The organism is Pseudomonas sp. RC4D1 (assembly GCF_018390395.1).
Classification (GTDB): domain Bacteria; phylum Pseudomonadota; class Gammaproteobacteria; order Pseudomonadales; family Pseudomonadaceae; genus Aquipseudomonas; species Aquipseudomonas danubii.
Genome location: NZ_JAHBAW010000001.1, coordinates 830,268 through 846,343 on the forward strand (window position 1 = coordinate 830,268; position 16,076 = coordinate 846,343).

Genomic DNA, 16,076 nt, shown 5'->3' on the forward strand with positions numbered 1-16,076 from the left:
CAGTATAGCGACAGGCCCTAGACCGGCAAAGCGCTGGCTGTGCCCGATGGTCACCGAAAGTGGGTAGAATGCGCTTTTTTTCCACCTCGGGGGTGCGCCTTGCGCGAAATTGTCCTGATAAACATCACCGGCGAAGATCGTCCCGGTCTGACTGCGGCCATTACGGGTGTTCTGGCCCAGGGTGGTGTGAACATTCTCGACATCGGTCAGGCGGTGATCCACGACACCTTGTCGTTCGGCATCCTGGTTGAAATTCCCAGCAACGAGCAGAGTTCGTCGGTGCTCAAGGACATTCTGTTCACCGCCTACAAGCTCGATCAGCAGGTGCGTTTCACACCGGTGTCCGAGGAGGACTACCAGCAGTGGGTCGACGGGCAGGGCAAGCAACGCCACATCGTCACCCTGCTGACGCGCAAGGTCACCGCCGAGCAGTTGCAGCGAGTGAGTTCGATCACTGCCAAGTACGGTCTGAACATCGATCACATCGATCGCCTGTCCGGGCGCATGCCCCTGGATATGCCAGCCGATCAGGGCAAAGGCTGCATCGAGTTTTCCGTGCGTGGTGAAGCCGCCGATCCGCAAGCCCTGCGAGCCGAATTCCTCAGCGTGGCCCAGGAGCTGAACGTCGACATCGCCTTCCAGGAAGATTCGCTGTTCCGCCGCAACCGCCGCCTGGCGGTGTTTGACATGGACTCGACGCTGATCGAAGCCGAGGTCATCGACGAGCTGGCCAAGGCGGCTGGCGTGGGTGAGCGGGTGGCAGAAATCACCGAGCGGGCCATGGCCGGCGAGCTGGATTTTCGTGCCAGCTTCAAGGAGCGCCTGGCGTTGCTCAAGGGTCTGGACGTCAGCGTGCTGGATTCCATCGGCGCGTCCCTGCGTCTGACCGAGGGCGCCGAAACCCTGTTTGCCGAGCTCAAGCGCCTGGGCTACAAGACCGCGATTCTCTCCGGCGGCTTCACCTACTTTGCCAAGCAGTTGCAGGCCAAGCTGGGTATCGATTACGTGTTCGCCAACGAACTGGAGGTGGTGGACGGCAAGGTCACCGGCGTCGCCATCGAGCCGATTGTCGACGCTCAACGCAAGGCCGATCTGCTGCGCGAGCTGGCCCACAAGGAAGGCCTGCGCCTGGAGCAGACCATCGCTGTGGGTGATGGCGCCAACGATTTGCCGATGCTGGGAATTGCCGGCTTGGGCGTGGCGTTCCGTGCCAAACCGCTGGTCAAGCAATCGGCCAAGCAGGCGATCTCGACCCTGGGTCTGGACGGCGTGCTGTATCTGCTGGGTTTCCGCGATCGCGACGGGCAGCTCTGAGTCCCGGGAAAAATCCCCGCCCATAAAAAACGCCGCTGATCAGCGGCGTTTTTTGTGTCCGGCATTCAGGTCTCAAGCCTTGGGCAGACCCATACCCTGGCCCATCCGCACTGGCGAGCCGGCGGCCAGTTCTTCAGCCCACTGCACCTGATCCGGGCCAAACAGCACGATGGCCGTGGAGCCCAGTTTGAAGCGACCCATCTCTGCGCCTTTTTCCAGATGGATGGGCGCGCGGGCTGCTTCGTCGTAGCGCACGGTCTTGAGCTCACGTTTGGGTGGCGTTACCAGGCCGGCCCAGACGGTTTCAATCGAAGCGACGATCATTGCGCCGACCAGTACCAGCGCCATCGGGCCGCGCTCGGTGTCGAAAATGCACACCACGCGTTCGTTGCGGGCGAACAATTCCGGGACATTCTCGGCGGTGGTCTGGTTGACCGAGAAGATCCGCCCGGGCACGTAGACCATTTCCCGTAGGGTGCCGGCCAGGGGCATGTGCACTCGGTGATAGTCCTTGGGCGACAGGTAGACGGTGGCGAAGTCGCCGCCCATGAAAGGCGCGGCCAGGGCCGGATCGCCACCCAGCAGCTCCAGCACGCTGTAGCTGTGGCCCTTGGCCTGGAATACCCGGCCGTGTTCGATCGGCCCCAGTTGGCTGATGGCACCGTCGGCGGGGCTGAGGATTGCGCCTGGGGTTGGGTCCAGCGGGCGTGCGCCCTCTTTCAGGGCGCGGGTGAAGAAGGCATTGAAATGTTCGTAGGCCGTCACGTCCTCCACCTGGGCTTCGGACATGTTCACTTGGTACTGCTTGGCGAACCAGCTGGTGAACGCATTCTTGAACCAGCGCACACGGCACTCGGCAATGCAGCCGGCCAGGCGCGACAGCAGGTGATGAGGCAGCAGGTACTGACTGAGGATGAACAAACGCTTTTTCATTGGGTGTCCTTAAAAACCTTAAATCTCTACGGGCGTATCGGGATGATTGCCCCATTCGCCCCAGGAGCCGGCGTAGCCCTTGACCCGTGGGTAGCCCAGCGCCTTGGCCACCAGATAGGTGAAGCCCGAGCGGTGGTGGGTCTGGCAGTGGGTGATCACTTCTTTGTCTTTGCTGATGCCCAGGTCCGCGAGGATCTGTGGCATGTCGCGGCGGATGCGCAGATGGCGCGCCTGGTCCATGCCGGCGGTCCACTCGAAGTTCACCGCGCCGGGAATGTGTCCGCCCTTGGCGGCCAGGACTTTCTCCCCGGAGTATTCCAGCGGGCCGCGAGCGTCCCAGATGGCCAGGTCGGCTGCACCGAGACGGCTTTGCAGGTATTCGCGGGTGGCGGTGGGTTCGTCATGCAGGATCAGGGGCACTGGGCCGCCTGCCGGGGCTGGAACTTCGGTGGTCACTGGCAGGCTTTGTGCCAGCCAGGCCGTGAGGCCGCCGTCCAGATAGTGGTAGTGACTGTGGCCGATCACGTCCAGCAGCCAGATGAAGCGGCCGGCCCAGCCTCCGCCTTCGTCGTCATAGACCACGTAGACCGCGTCCGGGTTGTGCCCGAGCTCGCCGAAGAGCGCTTCAAGGGCGTTCTGTGGCGGCAGCAGTCCGGGGGCGGGGGGCTGGCCGAGCTGGGTGCGCTTGGGGTCGACGAAGCGCGCCCCGGGAATATGCCCGGTTGCATAGCGGGCAGCGCTGGTCAGGTCGACCAGGATCAGTTCGCGGGCGTCGAGGCGGGCGAGCAAGTCGCTCGGTTCGATGACCAGCGGCAAGCCAGAGAAGTCAGACATGTCAGGTCCCCAGGGCACAAAGGGAAGGATTGTAGCGCAAGCGTCATTGGCTGCGGTTGGTAAAGCTATGCAAGGCTTTTTCGATGCACTGAGCGGTCTTGCCGAACGCCTGGACGCTGATTTCCGAGAACGGAACGCCGCCCTGATCGGCCACGGCCAGCATCAGTACCCGGCCGTTGCACGACAGGGAGCGCATCAGCAGGTGCTCGCCCCGAAACAACTGGCGCAAGGAGGTTGGCAGGTGGGCGGAGAACTGCCCATTGTTGGCCGGCGTCAGGCGCACCTGGGCAGATTTTTCCAGCAGACGTTGCAGGACCGTGCTCTGTTTGGCCTGCAGTGTCAGCCCTGCTGTTTCCTTGGGCAGACCGTAGAGTTGCTGTACCCGCAGGTGGCTCTGGCTGCGGTCAACCATCAGTAACAGCACTCGACGCATGCCGCAGGCCACCAGGGCATCTCGGGCAAAGCTGGTGAGGTGCACGGCATTGGTGAAGGGGCTGGGTTCCAGTAGAAGTTCGCTGCAGAGCTTGCGCCATTTGGCCAACTCCTCGGCTGTCGGAGCCGGTGCCGGCTGTTCACCGTTGTGCAGGCGCCGGACATCCCAGGGCCAGATCAGGGCCTGGGCCGGGTGCCAGAGATCGGGTTGGCTGTCATTGCGAGCGCTGGTTGCGGCCTGCTGGTGTAGCTGTTGCTGGACCTGGGCGACCGGCATTTGTAGATACAGGCCGGTGAGGTTTTGCCAGCGTCGGCCATGAGCGTTGTTCCAGGAGTGCTGCGCCGCCAGGGCCAGGCCGTTGGCCAGCAGGACGCAGTTGGCTGGCTGGTTCAGCCAGCGCTGCAGGTCCGGATCGGCATCCAGGCGCTGTTGCTGGCGCAGCGGATGTTCGCTGTCGCGGGCGATCAGCATGACCTTGGCCAGTTGACGCTGCTCTTGGGTCAGCAGGCGATAACCCTGCCGCACCCAGATTGGCAGGTGCCAGGCATGGACCAGGGCCTGGCACAATTCCATCAGCCGAACGCCGAACAGTTGCATTTCTACCTGACGAGCCGACTCGTGCTTATAGATGACTCGCAGTTCCCACTCTTCCACGAGCTTGGGGTAGACCAGGGCCATGGCCCACAGTGGCGAGAGAAACAGCAGGCTGCCCCAGTGAATGTCCTGCCACAGTCGCGCCAGGCGCCCGGCGAAAAAACCGTTGGCTTGCTGGGTGGCGTGCTGGCTGATCAGTTGCAACTGACGCAGAGCCTGCGGAATCTGTTCCTCTGGCAGGGTGGGCAGTTGTTCGAGCAGTTCTTCGGTGCGCTTGAGTCCCAGGCGGTTGACCGCGACCTCCAGGTTTTCTGCCGGTTCGCTCATGCTGCCGTGGGAGTGCCGGTTGGCTTCGCGGATCACGCTCAGGGCCAGCGCCGGGCTGTTTTGCATCAGTTCGGCAATGTCCCGCAGCGAACTGCGATTGTTGGCGATGGCTTTGCACACTCGATCATGGCTGGCTTGCGGTACGGGCAAGCGCACGCCATTGAGGAGCTTTACCCAGGCGTCGAGAGAGGTGGGCGGGGAATGTGGGACGTTGGTTTCATTAGACATGGTCGGGCGCAATCATCGTCTGCTGTGAACACGCCCAGAGCGGGCCAAACTGGCTTTTCGCCTTAACTGGCTATAGTCTGGCGCAGTTTTGCCGATAAGTAGAAGAAGAGTTTTAAGAACTTCCGAATATGACCTTGAACCCGACTCAGTAAGTACTCTCCTACCTATGGCTAAAATTATCGGCATCATCGTCGTATTCGCGAGCGTGCTCGGCGGATACGTGCTTTCACACGGCAAAATCGCGGCACTGATCCAGCCTTTCGAGGTTTTGATCATTGGTGGTGCTGCCTTTGGCGCATTCCTCCAGGCCAACCCAGGCTATATGACGATGCATGTCATCAAAAAGTCGTTGGGTATGTTCGGTTCGCGCTTTACTCACACCTTCTATCTGGAAGTGCTGGGGCTGATCTACGAGATCCTCAACAAAAGTCGTCGCGAAGGCATGATGGCCATCGAGGGTGACATCGAGGACGCTGCGGCCAGTCCGATTTTCGCCAAGTATCCTGCGGTGCTCAAAGATGAGCGCATGACCGCTTTTGTCTGTGACTACCTGCGCATCATGTCCTCCGGCAACATGGCTCCTCACGAGCTGGAAGGGTTGTTCGACATGGAACTGTTCAGTCTCAAGGAAGACCTTGAGCATCCCTCCCATGCAGTCACCGGGATCGCCGATGGCATGCCCGGTTTCGGTATCGTGGCGGCGGTATTGGGGATCGTGGTGACCATGGCGTCCCTGGGGGATGGCGACCAGGCGTCCATTGGCCTGCACGTAGGTGCGGCCTTGGTCGGGACCTTCTTCGGTATCCTCGCGGCCTATGGTTTCTTTGGTCCGTTGGCCACTTCCCTGGCGCACGATGCGAAGGAAGAGCTGAACGTCTACGAAGCCATCAAGGCGTCCCTGGTCGCTTCGGCTTCCGGCATGCCGCCTTCGCTGGCGGTGGAGTTCGGGCGCAAGGTTCTGTACCCAGCGCACCGTCCTAGCTTCGCCGAGCTGGAACAAGCGGTTCGCGGTCGCTAAGTCATGGAAAATAATCAGCCGATTATCATCAAGCGCGTCAAGCGCTTCGCTGGCGGGCATCACGGGGGCGCTTGGAAAATCGCCTTCGCCGACTTCGCCACGGCGATGATGGCGTTCTTCCTGGTGCTGTGGCTCTTGTCCACCGCAACCCCGGAACAGAAGATCGCCATCGCCGGTTACTTCAAGGACCCGATCGGCTTCTCGGAAAGCGGCACACCCTACATCATTGATCTGGGTGGCTCTCCCGAACTGGCGCCGGATAACACCCTAAACCCCGAGATCAAGTCCCAGCCGCAACCGGACAAGGTCACGGTGGATGCCGATCAGGTGGAGGGCATGGCCGAGCAGGTGGAGCGCGAGCGTCTTGAACTGCTGCTACAAGAGCTGCAGAACAAGGTTGAAGAGAATCCCCAACTGCAGAAGTTCAAGGACCAGATCCTCTTCGAAATCACTCCGGACGGCTTGCGGATCCAGATCATGGATGCCGAGAACCGGCCGATGTTCGACTCTGGCAGCGCACGTCTGAAGCCGTATTTCGAAGACATCCTGCTGGCCATGGCCGACACCATCAAGGCGGTGCCGAACAAGATCAGCATCAGCGGTCATACCGATGCCACGCCCTATGCCGGCAGTGGTGAATTCGGCAACTGGGAACTGTCCGCCAACCGTGCCAACGCTGCGCGTCGGGCTCTGGTGGCTGGCGGTTATCCCGATCCGCAAGTGGCGCGGGTGGTGGGCTTTGCCTCCTCTGCGCTGTTCGACCGCAAGAATCCGGTCAACCCGGTCAACCGGCGGATCGATATTGTGGTGCTGACCAAGAAGGCCCAGCGCGCTATCGAAGGCGAGCAGACGGATCCAGACGCTCCTACGCCCAACCAGGGTACTGGGGCGCCAGGTGAAGTGCCGGGTGCGGCGGCTGACCCGAATGCCTTGCCGCCGGGTAGCGAGCCGTTGCCCGCTCATGAAGTGCGCCAGCGCATGAACATCTTCGAGGATGGCGTACTGAAGATGGATGAGCAGGGATCGGCCGGCCAGGCGCCGGCTCCCAAGCCGGTTGCTCCGGCTTCTGCGCCTGTGGCCCCAGCGGCTGCGCCGGGAACCGTCAGGTGACAAACAACAAGGCCGCGAAGATCGCGGCCTTGTTGTTTCTACAGTGCTCGGCTCAGTAGCCGCTGTCTGGCAGGCTGGCGAGGATCGAGCGGTAGCTGTTCATCCGTTGCTGCTGGATGCGCCCGTCTTCCAAAGCCTTGAGCAATGCACAACCCGGCTCGCGATCGTGCTTGCAGTCGCGGAAGCGGCAGGTACCCAGCAAGTCGTTGAACTCGATGAAGCCAGCTTCGACATCGGCGCGGCTGACATGCCCCAGGCCGAATTCGCGGATGCCGGGGGAGTCGATCAGCTCGCCGCCGCCCGGGAAGTGGAACAGTCGCGCGGTCGTGGTGGTGTGGGTGCCCTGTCCGGAGTATTCCGACAGCGGACCGACTCGGGTTTCGACTTCCGGCAGCAGGCTATTCACCAAGGATGACTTGCCCACCCCCGATTGCCCCACGAATACGCTGATGCGTCCGTCCAGCAAGCCTTGCAGTTGCTCCATGCCGTCGCCGTGGTGGGCCGAGACTTCCAGCAGCGGATAGCCCAGTTGGCGATAGACCGCCAGCAAGGCGTTGAGTGCCGGAGCGTTCTGCTCGTCGATCAGGTCGGCCTTGTTCAGCAGCAGCAGCGGCCGAATCCCGGCGTGCTCGGCGGCAACCAGGTAGCGGTCGATAAGATTGGCGTGGGGTTCGGGCATGGGGGCAAACACGATCACGATCATGTCGACGTTGGCGGCCACCGGCTTGAGCTGGCCACGGCTGTCCGGTCGGCACAGCTCGGTGCTGCGCGGCAATTGCGCGACGATCACCCCGATGCCCTGATTGCCGGCGCGCCATACCACCTGATCACCAGTCACCAGCGCTGGCAGGTTGGCTCGCAGGTAGCAGCGGAACACCTGGCCGGCCAGCTCACCTTCCCGGGCTTCGACCTCGACCTGCACGCCGAAGTGAGCAATGACCAGGCCGGTCTGTTCCGGGCCGAGGTCGCCACCCTCCAGCGCCTCTACGGCGGAGGACTCGCGTTTGGCGGCGCGGGCAGCGCGCTCACCCTGAATCTTTTCGATGCGCCAGTTTTGGCGACGATTGAGCTGGCGTTTGGCCATTGGTGTTCCGTGTTGATAATTACGGCGGATAGGTAAAACGGCGGCGAGTTTAGCACGCCGGGCAGGCCCTCTAGGCTAAACTGCGCAACTACGCCGAGGAGCCCCCCATGCAAAACCCACAGAACCTGATTTGGATCGATCTGGAAATGACCGGTCTGAACCCCGACACCGACGTCATCATCGAGATGGCGACCATTGTCACTGACAGCAATCTGAACACCTTGGCTGAAGGGCCGGTCATCGCTATCCACCAGAGCGACGAGATCCTTGCCGGTATGGACGAGTGGAACACTCGCCAGCACGGTGGTTCCGGCCTGACCCAGCGGGTTCGCGAAAGCCGCATCAGCATGGCCGAAGCCGAAGCCCAGACCATTGCCTTTCTGGAGCAGTGGGTACCCAAGGGCAAGTCGCCCATCTGTGGCAACAGCATCTGCCAGGATCGGCGCTTCCTCTATCGCCACATGAAGGCTCTGGAAAGCTACTTCCATTACCGCAACCTGGACGTTTCGACCCTCAAGGAGCTGGCCGCCCGCTGGGCTCCTGACGTGCGCGACAGCTTCAAGAAAGGCAGCACCCATCTGGCCCTGGACGACATCCGCGAGTCCATCGCCGAGCTGCAGCACTACCGCAAGCACTTCATCAAATTCTGACCTGCAGGAGCCGGCTTGCCGGCGAACGGGCGCACGCTGCAAGCGGCGCCCGTACCCGCCCTCTTTTGGTGCTCGCCTCAACTGAGTAGACTGCGCGCCTTCCTGTAAGGACCGCCATCATGCTGTTGATGCTTTATCTGATCGCCATTACTGCCGAAGCCATGACCGGCGCCTTGTCTGCCGGCCGGCGTGGCATGGACTGGTTTGGCGTGGTGCTGATTGCCTGTGTCACTGCGCTCGGCGGTGGTTCGGTGCGTGATGTGCTGTTGGGGCATTACCCGCTGACCTGGGTCAAGCACCCGGAATACCTGGTACTGACCTCGGTGGCGGCGTTGGTGACGATCTTTATCGCGCCCCTGATGCGTCACCTGCGTTCGCTGTTTCTGGTGCTCGACGCCGTGGGCCTGGTGGCCTTTACCCTGATCGGCTGCATGACCGCCCTGGAAATGGGCCACGGCATGCTGGTGGCGTCGGTCAGCGGGGTGATCACCGGGGTCTTTGGCGGCATCCTCCGGGATATCTTCTGCAACGACATTCCCCTGATCTTCCGCCGTGAACTGTACGCCAGCGTGTCCTTCGCTGCGGCCTGGTGCTACATGCTGTGCATCTATTTGCAGCTGCCCAGCGAGCAGTCGATCCTGGTCACCCTGTTCGGTGGCTTTCTATTGCGCCTGCTGGCGATCCGTTTTCACTGGGAAATGCCCAAGTTCGTCTACAACGACGAGCATTGACGGTTGGCGTGCTGCGCCAGGGCCCATTGCACGTGTTCGCGGACCAGTTCCGAGGGATAGTCCTGGCGGGCCTTGAGCGCTTCCAGCACCGGAATGCTTGAGGGCGCGTTGCCCAGGCCTACCGCCAGGTTGCGCAGCCAGCGCTCATAGCCGGCACGGCGCAGGGGCGAGCCTTCGGTGCTGCTGAGGAACTTGTCCTCGTCCCACATGAACAGTTCTGCCAGTTCGGCATTGTCCAGGTTGTGCCGGGGTTTGAAGTCGCCTTCGCCCGAGGGGCGGGCGAAGCGGTTCCAGGGGCAGACGATCTGGCAGTCATCGCAGCCGAATACCCGATTGCCGATCAGTGGGCGCAGGTCTTCGGGAATGGCGTTTTTCAGCTCGATGGTCAGGTAGGAAATGCAGCGCCGGGCATCCAGTACATAGGGGCCGACGAAGGCATTGGTCGGGCAGATGTCCAGGCAGGCGGTGCAGCGTCCGCAATGTTCAGTGGCGTGGGGCTCGTCCACGGGCAGCGGCAGGTCGACGAACAGCTCGCTGAGGAAGAAGTAGCTGCCGGCCTTGCGGTTGAGCACCAGGGTGTTCTTGCCGATCCAGCCGAGCCCGGCCTGCTCGGCGATGGCTTTTTCAAGCACTGGCGCACTGTCGACGAACGCACGGTAGCCAAAGGGGCCAATGGCTTGCTGGATGCGTTCGGCCAACTGCTGCACACGTTTGCGGATGAGCTTGTGATAGTCGCGGCCCAAGGCGTAGCGCGAGACATAAGCCTTGGACGGTTCGGCCAGGCGCTGGGCCATCTGGGTGTCGCCGGGCAGGTAGTCCATGCGCAGCGATACCACTCGCAGCGTGCCGGGCACCAACTGATCGGGATGGGAGCGTTTGCTGCCATGGGCGCCCATGTATTCCATTTCGCCGTGGTAGCCGGCGGCGAGCCAGCGTTCCAGATGCTGCTCATGCTCGGCCAGGTCCAGGCCGCTGATACCGACTTGTTGAAAGCCCAGTTCGCGGCCCCAGTCCTTGATCGATTGGGCGAGAGCGGGGAGATCCTGGGTAATAGCGGGCATGAGGCGAGAGAAACCGGAGCTGAGGTGCGTATAATTCTGCCAGACATCGGAGCCCGAAGACGCATGCCGCAGACAAAACACCCTTTACTCGACGTTCAGTTGCTGACTGACGCTCATTTGCCGCGATTGGAAGCTCGTCCTCTGGACGCTCATAAGGGGCAATTCGGTCATTTGTTGCTGATCGGTGGCGACCGCGGCTTTGCTGGCGCCGCGTTATTGAGTGCGGAAAGTGCCTTGCGCAGTGGTGCGGGGCTGGTGTCCCTGGCAACTCGCAATGAGCACGTAGCGGCGGCCGCTGCGCGGCTGCCGGAAGTCATGACCCAGGGCACTCATTCGGCCAACCAACTGATGGGGCTGTTGGCGCGGGCCACGGTACTGGTGGTCGGTCCCGGACTGGGGCAGGGCGCCTGGGGGCGCAGCCTGTTGTCGGCAGCGGCCAACGCGCCTTTGCCTCAGGTATGGGATGCCGATGCCTTGAATCTCCTGGCCTTGGGCGGTCTACAACTGCCGGCGGCCAGCGTGATCACCCCCCATCCTGGGGAGGCGGCTCGTCTGCTGGGGATCTCCATCGCCGAGGTTCAGGGTGATCGTCCGGCGGCGGCCCGAGCCTTGAGCGCAAAATACGCTGCGGTTGCCGTGCTCAAGGGTGCTGGCAGCCTGATCGCCAGCCCCGAGGGGCAAGTGGCCCGCTGTGATGGTGGGCATCCGGCGATGGCCACGGCGGGGCTGGGGGACGTGCTCGCAGGATTGATCGGTGCGTTGCTGGCGCAGGGACTGTCGACATTCGATGCGGCTTGCCTGGCGGTCTGGGTACACGCCCGCGCTGGCGAGCAGCAAGGCAAATTGGGCCGAGGGCTGGCGGCCAGTGATCTGATTCCAGCCATTCGTCAGTTGTTGGAGGAGCAATCACCGTGTCTGAGTTAACCCTTTATCTGGCCGACGAGCAGGCCATGGTGGAATTTGGTGCACGCATTGCTCGCGTCACTCAGGGCGTGGGGGTGATTTTTCTTGAGGGCGATCTGGGGGCGGGCAAAACCACCCTGTCCCGGGGGATCATCCGCGGCCTGGGGCATGACGGGGCGGTAAAAAGTCCGACCTTTACCCTGGTGGAGCCCTATGAGATAGGTCCGGTGCGGGCTTTTCACTTCGACTTGTATCGTCTTGTGGACCCGGAGGAGCTGGAGTTTCTGGGGATTCGCGACTACTTCGAAGGCGATGCACTGTGTCTGTTGGAGTGGCCCCAGCGTGGTGCAGGCTTTTTGCCAAAGCCCGACCTGACCATTACCATTACCCCGCATAACAATGGGCGTTCTGTGCATCTGTTGTCTCAAGGCTCGCGAGGCGAGTCCTGGTGTGCCGCTTTGGCGTTGGAATTCAAATAATTGATGGGGTTAGGTATGCGCATTCGCGCGTTGGTTGCTGTCGTAGGACTGTTGCTTACGGCATTGGCCGTCGATGCTGTGGCCGCTACACAGGTTCGCAGCGTCCGCCTGTGGCGGGCACCGGATAACACGCGACTGGTCTTCGACCTGTCCGGTCCGGTTCAGCACAGCGTCTTTACCCTGACGGCCCCGGATCGTCTGGTGATCGATATCAATGGCGCGACCCTCGGCGGTCCGCTGAATGTCGCCACGGCCAATACGCCGATCACCGCCATGCGCTCGGCGCAGCGTACCCCCAGTGACCTGCGAGTGGTCATCGACCTGAAAAAGGCCGTCACCCCCAAGAGTTTTACCCTGGCGCCCAACGCCCAGTATGGCAATCGCCTGGTAGTTGACCTGTTCGACAACCCGGCTGATGCCGCGCCGCCTGCTGCTCCGCCTCCTGCTGTGGCCACCGTTCCCGCCGTGCCAGTCACGCCTGCGGAGCCCGCGATCAAGCTGCCGCCGGCCCCGGCGGGCAAGCGCGACATCATCGTGGTGATCGACGCCGGTCACGGCGGTGAAGACCCGGGTGCCTCCGGCTCCCGTGGCCAGCATGAGAAAGATGTGGTGCTGGCCATCGCCCGTGAACTGCAGCGCCAGATTAATGGCATCAAGGGGTTCCGCGCCGAGCTGACCCGTACTGGCGACTACTTCATTCCGTTGCGCGGTCGTACCGAGATCGCTCGGAAGAAGGGCGCTGACCTGTTCGTTTCGATCCACGCCGATGCCGCGCCTTCGACCGCAGCCTTTGGCGCCTCGGTATTCGCCCTGTCCGAGCGCGGCGCCACATCGGAAACTGCCCGCTGGCTGGCGGACAGTGAAAACCGCTCCGACCTGATCGGTGGTGCCGGCAACGTCAGCCTGGATGACAAGGACCGGATGCTGGCCGGGGTGCTGCTGGATCTGTCGATGACCGCATCCCTGACCTCCAGCCTCAATGTCGGGCAGAAAGTCCTGAACAACATCGGCCGGGTCACACCGCTGCACAAGCAGCGTGTGGAACAGGCTGGATTCATGGTGCTCAAGTCCCCGGATATTCCATCGATCCTGGTGGAGACTGGCTTTATCTCCAACTCCAATGAAGCCTCGAAGCTGGCCACTGTCAGCCATCAGCAGGCCTTGGCTCGCTCCATCAGCAGCGGCGTGCGGCAGTTCTTCCAGCAGAACCCGCCACCGGGCACCTATATCGCCTGGCTGCGAGATTCCGGGAAGATTGCCCAGGGGCCTCGCGATCACCGGGTCAACCCGGGGGAAACCCTGGCGATGATCGCGGTGCGCTACCAGGTATCGGCGCCCGCCTTGCGCAGTGCCAACAATCTGAAAAGCGATGAATTGAAAGTGGGGCAGGTCCTGACCATCCCCGGCACTGAATTGGCGGCCAAGGAATGAGTGACTCGGTAATCAGCGGCGCGCGCATCGAGCTGCTCAGTCCGCGCCTGGCTAACCAGATTGCCGCGGGTGAGGTGGTTGAGCGCCCGGCTTCGGTGATCAAGGAGCTGCTGGAAAACAGCCTGGACTCTGGCGCTAAGCGCATTGATGTGGATGTCGAGCAGGCTGGAGTCAAGCTGCTGCGGGTCCGTGATGATGGCAGTGGCATTTCCTCCGACGATCTGCCTCTGGCGCTGGCGCGGCACGCCACCAGCAAGATCCGCGACCTGGAAGACCTCGAGCGGGTGATGAGCCTGGGGTTTCGCGGTGAAGCCCTGGCCTCCATCAGTTCCGTGGCGCGCTTGACCCTGACGTCCCGTACCCGTGATGCCGATCAGGCCTGGCAGGTCGAAACCGAAGGCCGCGACATGGCGCCGCGAGTGCAGCCGGCGGCCCACCCGGTAGGCACCTCGGTGGAAGTGCGTGACCTGTTCTTCAATACTCCAGCCCGACGCAAGTTTCTCAAGGCGGAGAAAACCGAGTTCGATCACCTGCAGGAGGTGATCAAGCGTTTGGCTCTGGCGCGTTTCGACGTGGCCTTCCATTTGCGCCACAACGGCAAGAGCATCCTCAGTCTGCATGAAGCCAAGGATGATGCAGCTCGCGCCCGGCGCGTGGCGGCGGTCTGCGGCTCGGGCTTTTTGGAGCAGGCGCTGCCCATTGAGGTCGAGCGCAACGGTCTCCATCTTTGGGGCTGGGTGGGCTTGCCAACCTTCTCCCGCAGCCAGGCGGACTTGCAGTATTTCTACGTCAACGGTCGTGCGGTACGGGACAAGCTGGTGGCCCACGCGGTGCGTCAGGCCTATCGCGATGTGCTGTTCAACGGCCGGCATCCGACTTTTGTGCTGTTTTTCGAGGTCGATCCCTCGGTGGTCGACGTCAATGTGCACCCGACCAAGCATGAAGTGCGCTTCCGTGATGGGCGCATGGTGCATGACTTCCTTTATGGCACCTTGCACAGGGCTTTGGGCGATGTGCGCCCCGAGGACCAGTTGGCAGCGCCGGCGGCGGTAGCAGGTATTGTGCGGCCAAGCGGTATCGAAGCCGGTGAGTTCGGACCCCAGGGTGAAATGCGCCTGGCCGCGAACCTGGCCCTGGAGCAGCCGCAGTCCCAGCCGAGCTTCAATGCGCCGGGCTCTGGTGCTGGTAGCGGCTATCAGTATCAGTACACACCACGGCCCCAGCCAGTGCTGCCGGCTGCGGAGTCCCAGGGAGTCTATCGCGAGTTCTTTGCGCCCTTGCCTGGGGCTGCGGCCACAGCCCTGCCGGAGGGGCAGGAGGATATTCCGCCGTTGGGCTATGCCCTGGCACAGCTCAAGGGCATCTATATCCTTGCGGAAAACGCTCTGGGCCTGGTGCTGGTGGATATGCACGCTGCTCATGAGCGGATCATGTACGAGCGTTTGAAGGTGGCCATGGCCAGCGAAGGCTTGAGTGGCCAGCCGTTGCTGGTGCCGGAATCGATTGCCGTCAGCCAGCGTGAAGCCGATTGCGCGGAAGAGCATGTCGCCTGGTTCCAGCGTCTGGGCTTCGAGTTGCAGCGCCTGGGACCTGAGTCTCTGGCGATCCGGCAGATTCCGGCGCTGTTGAAGCAGGCTGAAGCCAATCGCCTGGTGCATGATGTGCTTGCTGATTTGATGGAATACGGCACCAGCGACCGAATTCAGGCTCATCTCAATGAACTGCTCGGCACCATGGCCTGCCACGGCGCCATTCGCGCCAACCGGCGCCTGGCCCTGGCGGAAATGAATGGCCTGTTGCGGGATATGGAAAACACCGAGCGCAGCGGCCAGTGCAACCACGGTCGACCGACCTGGACCCAATTGGGTCTGGACGATCTGGACAAACTCTTTTTGCGCGGCCGTTGATGACTCAGCTTCCTCCAGCGATTTTCCTGATGGGCCCGACCGCTGCGGGCAAGACCGATCTGGCCATCGAGCTGACCAAGGTGCTGCCTTGCGAGTTGATCAGTGTCGATTCGGCGCTGGTGTATCGCGGCATGGATATCGGCACCGCCAAGCCCTCCAAGGAGTTGTTGGCGCAGTTTCCCCATCGCCTGATCGATATTCTCGACCCCGCCGAAAGCTACTCGGCGGCAGATTTTCGCACCGATGCCCTCGCGGCCATGGCCGATATCACCGCTCGGGGCAAAATTCCGCTGCTGGTGGGGGGCACGATGCTGTATTACAAGGCGCTGCTTGAAGGCCTGGCGGATATGCCGCCAGCAGACCCGCAGGTCCGCGCCGAACTCGAAGACGAGGCTCAACGCCTTGGTTGGCAGGCGCTGCATGATCAGCTGGCGGCTGTGGACCCCGAGTCTGCGGCGAGGATTCATCCCAATGATCCTCAACGCCTGACCCGAGCGCTGGAAGTCTATCGGGTCAGCGGTCTGACAATGACCGCTCATCGTCAGCGTCAATTGGCGCAAAGTGCTGAGGCAGGCGCATCGGGACGCGGTCAATTGCCCTATACTGTCGCCAATCTGGCCATCGCTCCGGCGAATCGTCAGGTACTGCACCAGCGTATTGCACAAAGATTCACACAAATGTTGGAACAGGGATTCATTGACGAGGTCGTAGCTCTGCGCTCAAGAAGTGACCTGCATGCCGGGTTGCCGTCTATACGTGCAGTGGGTTACCGCCAAGTCTGGGATCATCTGGATGGCAAGCTGACGTCAGCCGAAATGCAGGAGCGGGGCATCATTGCCACGCGCCAATTGGCGAAACGGCAGTTCACCTGGTTACGCAGTTGGGCTGACCTGCAATGGTTGGACAGCCTGGATTGCGACAATCTGCCACGCGCCTTGAAATACCTAGGGACGATCTCCATATTGAGCTGAGTCCTTGCAATTGCCGTCTATCCTTGGGGGTGTGACGGTTTGAGCTATCTGTTTTCCGATTTTTATTA

15 protein-coding genes are annotated in these 16,076 nt (G+C 62.0%); 10 read left to right on the forward strand and 5 right to left on the reverse strand.

Annotated features, from left to right (window positions below; all coding sequences use genetic code 11):
- The first annotated feature begins 99 nt into the window (after positions 1 to 99).
- Positions 100 to 1,314, forward strand: a complete 1,215-nt coding sequence (gene serB / locus KHO49_RS03785) for a phosphoserine phosphatase SerB (RefSeq protein WP_102862897.1) — start codon at positions 100 to 102, stop codon at positions 1,312 to 1,314.
- 72 nt (positions 1,315 to 1,386) lie between these two features.
- On the opposite strand, the gene asd is transcribed toward serB, so the two are convergent.
- The 3 genes from asd to KHO49_RS03800 are packed head-to-tail and all read right to left on the reverse strand — an operon-like array spanning position 1,387 to position 4,663.
- Positions 1,387 to 2,247 (reverse strand): archaetidylserine decarboxylase, encoded by an 861-nt coding sequence (gene asd, locus KHO49_RS03790; RefSeq protein WP_102862898.1) that lies wholly within the window; start codon positions 2,245 to 2,247, stop codon positions 1,387 to 1,389.
- 18 nt (positions 2,248 to 2,265) lie between these two features.
- Positions 2,266 to 3,081 carry a thiosulfate sulfurtransferase gene (gene rhdA, locus KHO49_RS03795; RefSeq protein WP_110595437.1) on the reverse strand — a complete coding sequence of 272 codons (816 nt, stop codon included), beginning with the start codon at positions 3,079 to 3,081 and terminating at the stop codon, positions 2,266 to 2,268.
- A 43-nt stretch (positions 3,082 to 3,124) separates the two neighbouring features.
- Positions 3,125 to 4,663 (reverse strand): HDOD domain-containing protein, encoded by a 1,539-nt coding sequence (locus KHO49_RS03800; protein ID WP_110595438.1) that lies wholly within the window; start codon positions 4,661 to 4,663, stop codon positions 3,125 to 3,127.
- Positions 4,664 to 4,829: 166 nt separating this feature from the next.
- Between KHO49_RS03800 and motA the strand changes: the two genes are divergently transcribed.
- Positions 4,830 to 5,681 carry a flagellar motor stator protein MotA gene (gene motA, locus KHO49_RS03805; protein WP_102862901.1) on the forward strand — a complete coding sequence of 284 codons (852 nt, stop codon included), beginning with the start codon at positions 4,830 to 4,832 and terminating at the stop codon, positions 5,679 to 5,681.
- Between the two features lie 3 nt (positions 5,682 to 5,684).
- The gene (gene motB / locus KHO49_RS03810) at positions 5,685 to 6,791 is read left to right on the forward strand and encodes a flagellar motor protein MotB (protein WP_213664640.1); all 1,107 of its coding nucleotides are present in this window, start codon (positions 5,685 to 5,687) and stop codon (positions 6,789 to 6,791) included.
- A gap of 52 nt (positions 6,792 to 6,843) precedes the next feature.
- On the opposite strand, the gene rsgA is transcribed toward motB, so the two are convergent.
- A complete protein-coding gene (gene rsgA, locus KHO49_RS03815; protein WP_110595440.1) occupies positions 6,844 to 7,875 on the reverse strand; it encodes a small ribosomal subunit biogenesis GTPase RsgA in 1,032 nt (343 codons plus the stop codon).
- Between the two features lie 107 nt (positions 7,876 to 7,982).
- On the opposite strand from rsgA, the gene orn reads away from it, so the two are divergent.
- Entirely contained in the window at positions 7,983 to 8,525 is a 543-nt protein-coding gene (orn, locus tag KHO49_RS03820) for an oligoribonuclease (protein WP_011058931.1), read from the forward strand.
- A gap of 116 nt (positions 8,526 to 8,641) precedes the next feature.
- Positions 8,642 to 9,256 carry a trimeric intracellular cation channel family protein gene (locus tag KHO49_RS03825; protein ID WP_169893104.1) on the forward strand — a complete coding sequence of 205 codons (615 nt, stop codon included), beginning with the start codon at positions 8,642 to 8,644 and terminating at the stop codon, positions 9,254 to 9,256.
- Here the strand turns inward: KHO49_RS03825 and queG are convergent.
- Positions 9,238 to 10,317: a tRNA epoxyqueuosine(34) reductase QueG gene (gene queG, locus KHO49_RS03830; protein WP_102882014.1), complete on the reverse strand. Its 1,080-nt coding sequence runs from the start codon at positions 10,315 to 10,317 to the stop codon at positions 9,238 to 9,240. The two genes, KHO49_RS03825 and queG, sit on opposite strands and share 19 nt — an antisense overlap.
- A gap of 63 nt (positions 10,318 to 10,380) precedes the next feature.
- On the opposite strand from queG, the gene KHO49_RS03835 reads away from it, so the two are divergent.
- From KHO49_RS03835 to miaA, 5 genes are read left to right on the forward strand one after another with little or no spacing between them, the layout of a single operon-like run.
- Complete coding sequence (locus tag KHO49_RS03835; RefSeq protein ID WP_110595441.1) at positions 10,381 to 11,241, forward strand: NAD(P)H-hydrate dehydratase; 861 nt, start codon at positions 10,381 to 10,383, stop codon at positions 11,239 to 11,241.
- Entirely contained in the window at positions 11,229 to 11,699 is a 471-nt protein-coding gene (gene tsaE / locus KHO49_RS03840; RefSeq protein ID WP_102862906.1) for a tRNA (adenosine(37)-N6)-threonylcarbamoyltransferase complex ATPase subunit type 1 TsaE, read from the forward strand. The genes KHO49_RS03835 and tsaE overlap by 13 nt, the downstream gene beginning before the upstream one ends.
- Positions 11,700 to 11,702: 3 nt before the next feature.
- On the forward strand, positions 11,703 to 13,130 hold the full coding sequence (locus KHO49_RS03845; RefSeq protein ID WP_205413457.1) for an N-acetylmuramoyl-L-alanine amidase: 1,428 nt from the start codon (positions 11,703 to 11,705) through the stop codon (positions 13,128 to 13,130).
- Positions 13,127 to 15,037: a DNA mismatch repair endonuclease MutL gene (gene mutL, locus KHO49_RS03850; protein ID WP_102882012.1), complete on the forward strand. Its 1,911-nt coding sequence runs from the start codon at positions 13,127 to 13,129 to the stop codon at positions 15,035 to 15,037. The genes KHO49_RS03845 and mutL overlap by 4 nt, the downstream gene beginning before the upstream one ends.
- The gene (gene miaA, locus KHO49_RS03855) at positions 15,037 to 16,008 is read left to right on the forward strand and encodes a tRNA (adenosine(37)-N6)-dimethylallyltransferase MiaA (protein WP_102862909.1); all 972 of its coding nucleotides are present in this window, start codon (positions 15,037 to 15,039) and stop codon (positions 16,006 to 16,008) included. The genes mutL and miaA overlap by 1 nt, the downstream gene beginning before the upstream one ends.
- Positions 16,009 to 16,076: the final 68 nt, after the last annotated feature.

Coding starts and splice junctions, on each gene's coding strand:
- orn (WP_011058931.1), top strand. CDS start 7,983: ATGCAAAACCCACAGAACCTGATTTGGATCGATCTGGAAATGACCGGT.
- rhdA (WP_110595437.1), bottom strand. CDS start 3,081: ATGTCTGACTTCTCTGGCTTGCCGCTGGTCATCGAACCGAGCGACTTG.
- queG (WP_102882014.1), bottom strand. CDS start 10,317: ATGCCCGCTATTACCCAGGATCTCCCCGCTCTCGCCCAATCGATCAAG.
- KHO49_RS03800 (WP_110595438.1), bottom strand. CDS start 4,663: ATGTCTAATGAAACCAACGTCCCACATTCCCCGCCCACCTCTCTCGAC.
- motA (WP_102862901.1), top strand. CDS start 4,830: ATGGCTAAAATTATCGGCATCATCGTCGTATTCGCGAGCGTGCTCGGC.
- mutL (WP_102882012.1), top strand. CDS start 13,127: ATGAGTGACTCGGTAATCAGCGGCGCGCGCATCGAGCTGCTCAGTCCG.
- KHO49_RS03835 (WP_110595441.1), top strand. CDS start 10,381: ATGCCGCAGACAAAACACCCTTTACTCGACGTTCAGTTGCTGACTGAC.
- KHO49_RS03845 (WP_205413457.1), top strand. CDS start 11,703: ATGGGGTTAGGTATGCGCATTCGCGCGTTGGTTGCTGTCGTAGGACTG.
- rsgA (WP_110595440.1), bottom strand. CDS start 7,875: ATGGCCAAACGCCAGCTCAATCGTCGCCAAAACTGGCGCATCGAAAAG.
- motB (WP_213664640.1), top strand. CDS start 5,685: ATGGAAAATAATCAGCCGATTATCATCAAGCGCGTCAAGCGCTTCGCT.
- miaA (WP_102862909.1), top strand. CDS start 15,037: ATGACTCAGCTTCCTCCAGCGATTTTCCTGATGGGCCCGACCGCTGCG.
- asd (WP_102862898.1), bottom strand. CDS start 2,247: ATGAAAAAGCGTTTGTTCATCCTCAGTCAGTACCTGCTGCCTCATCAC.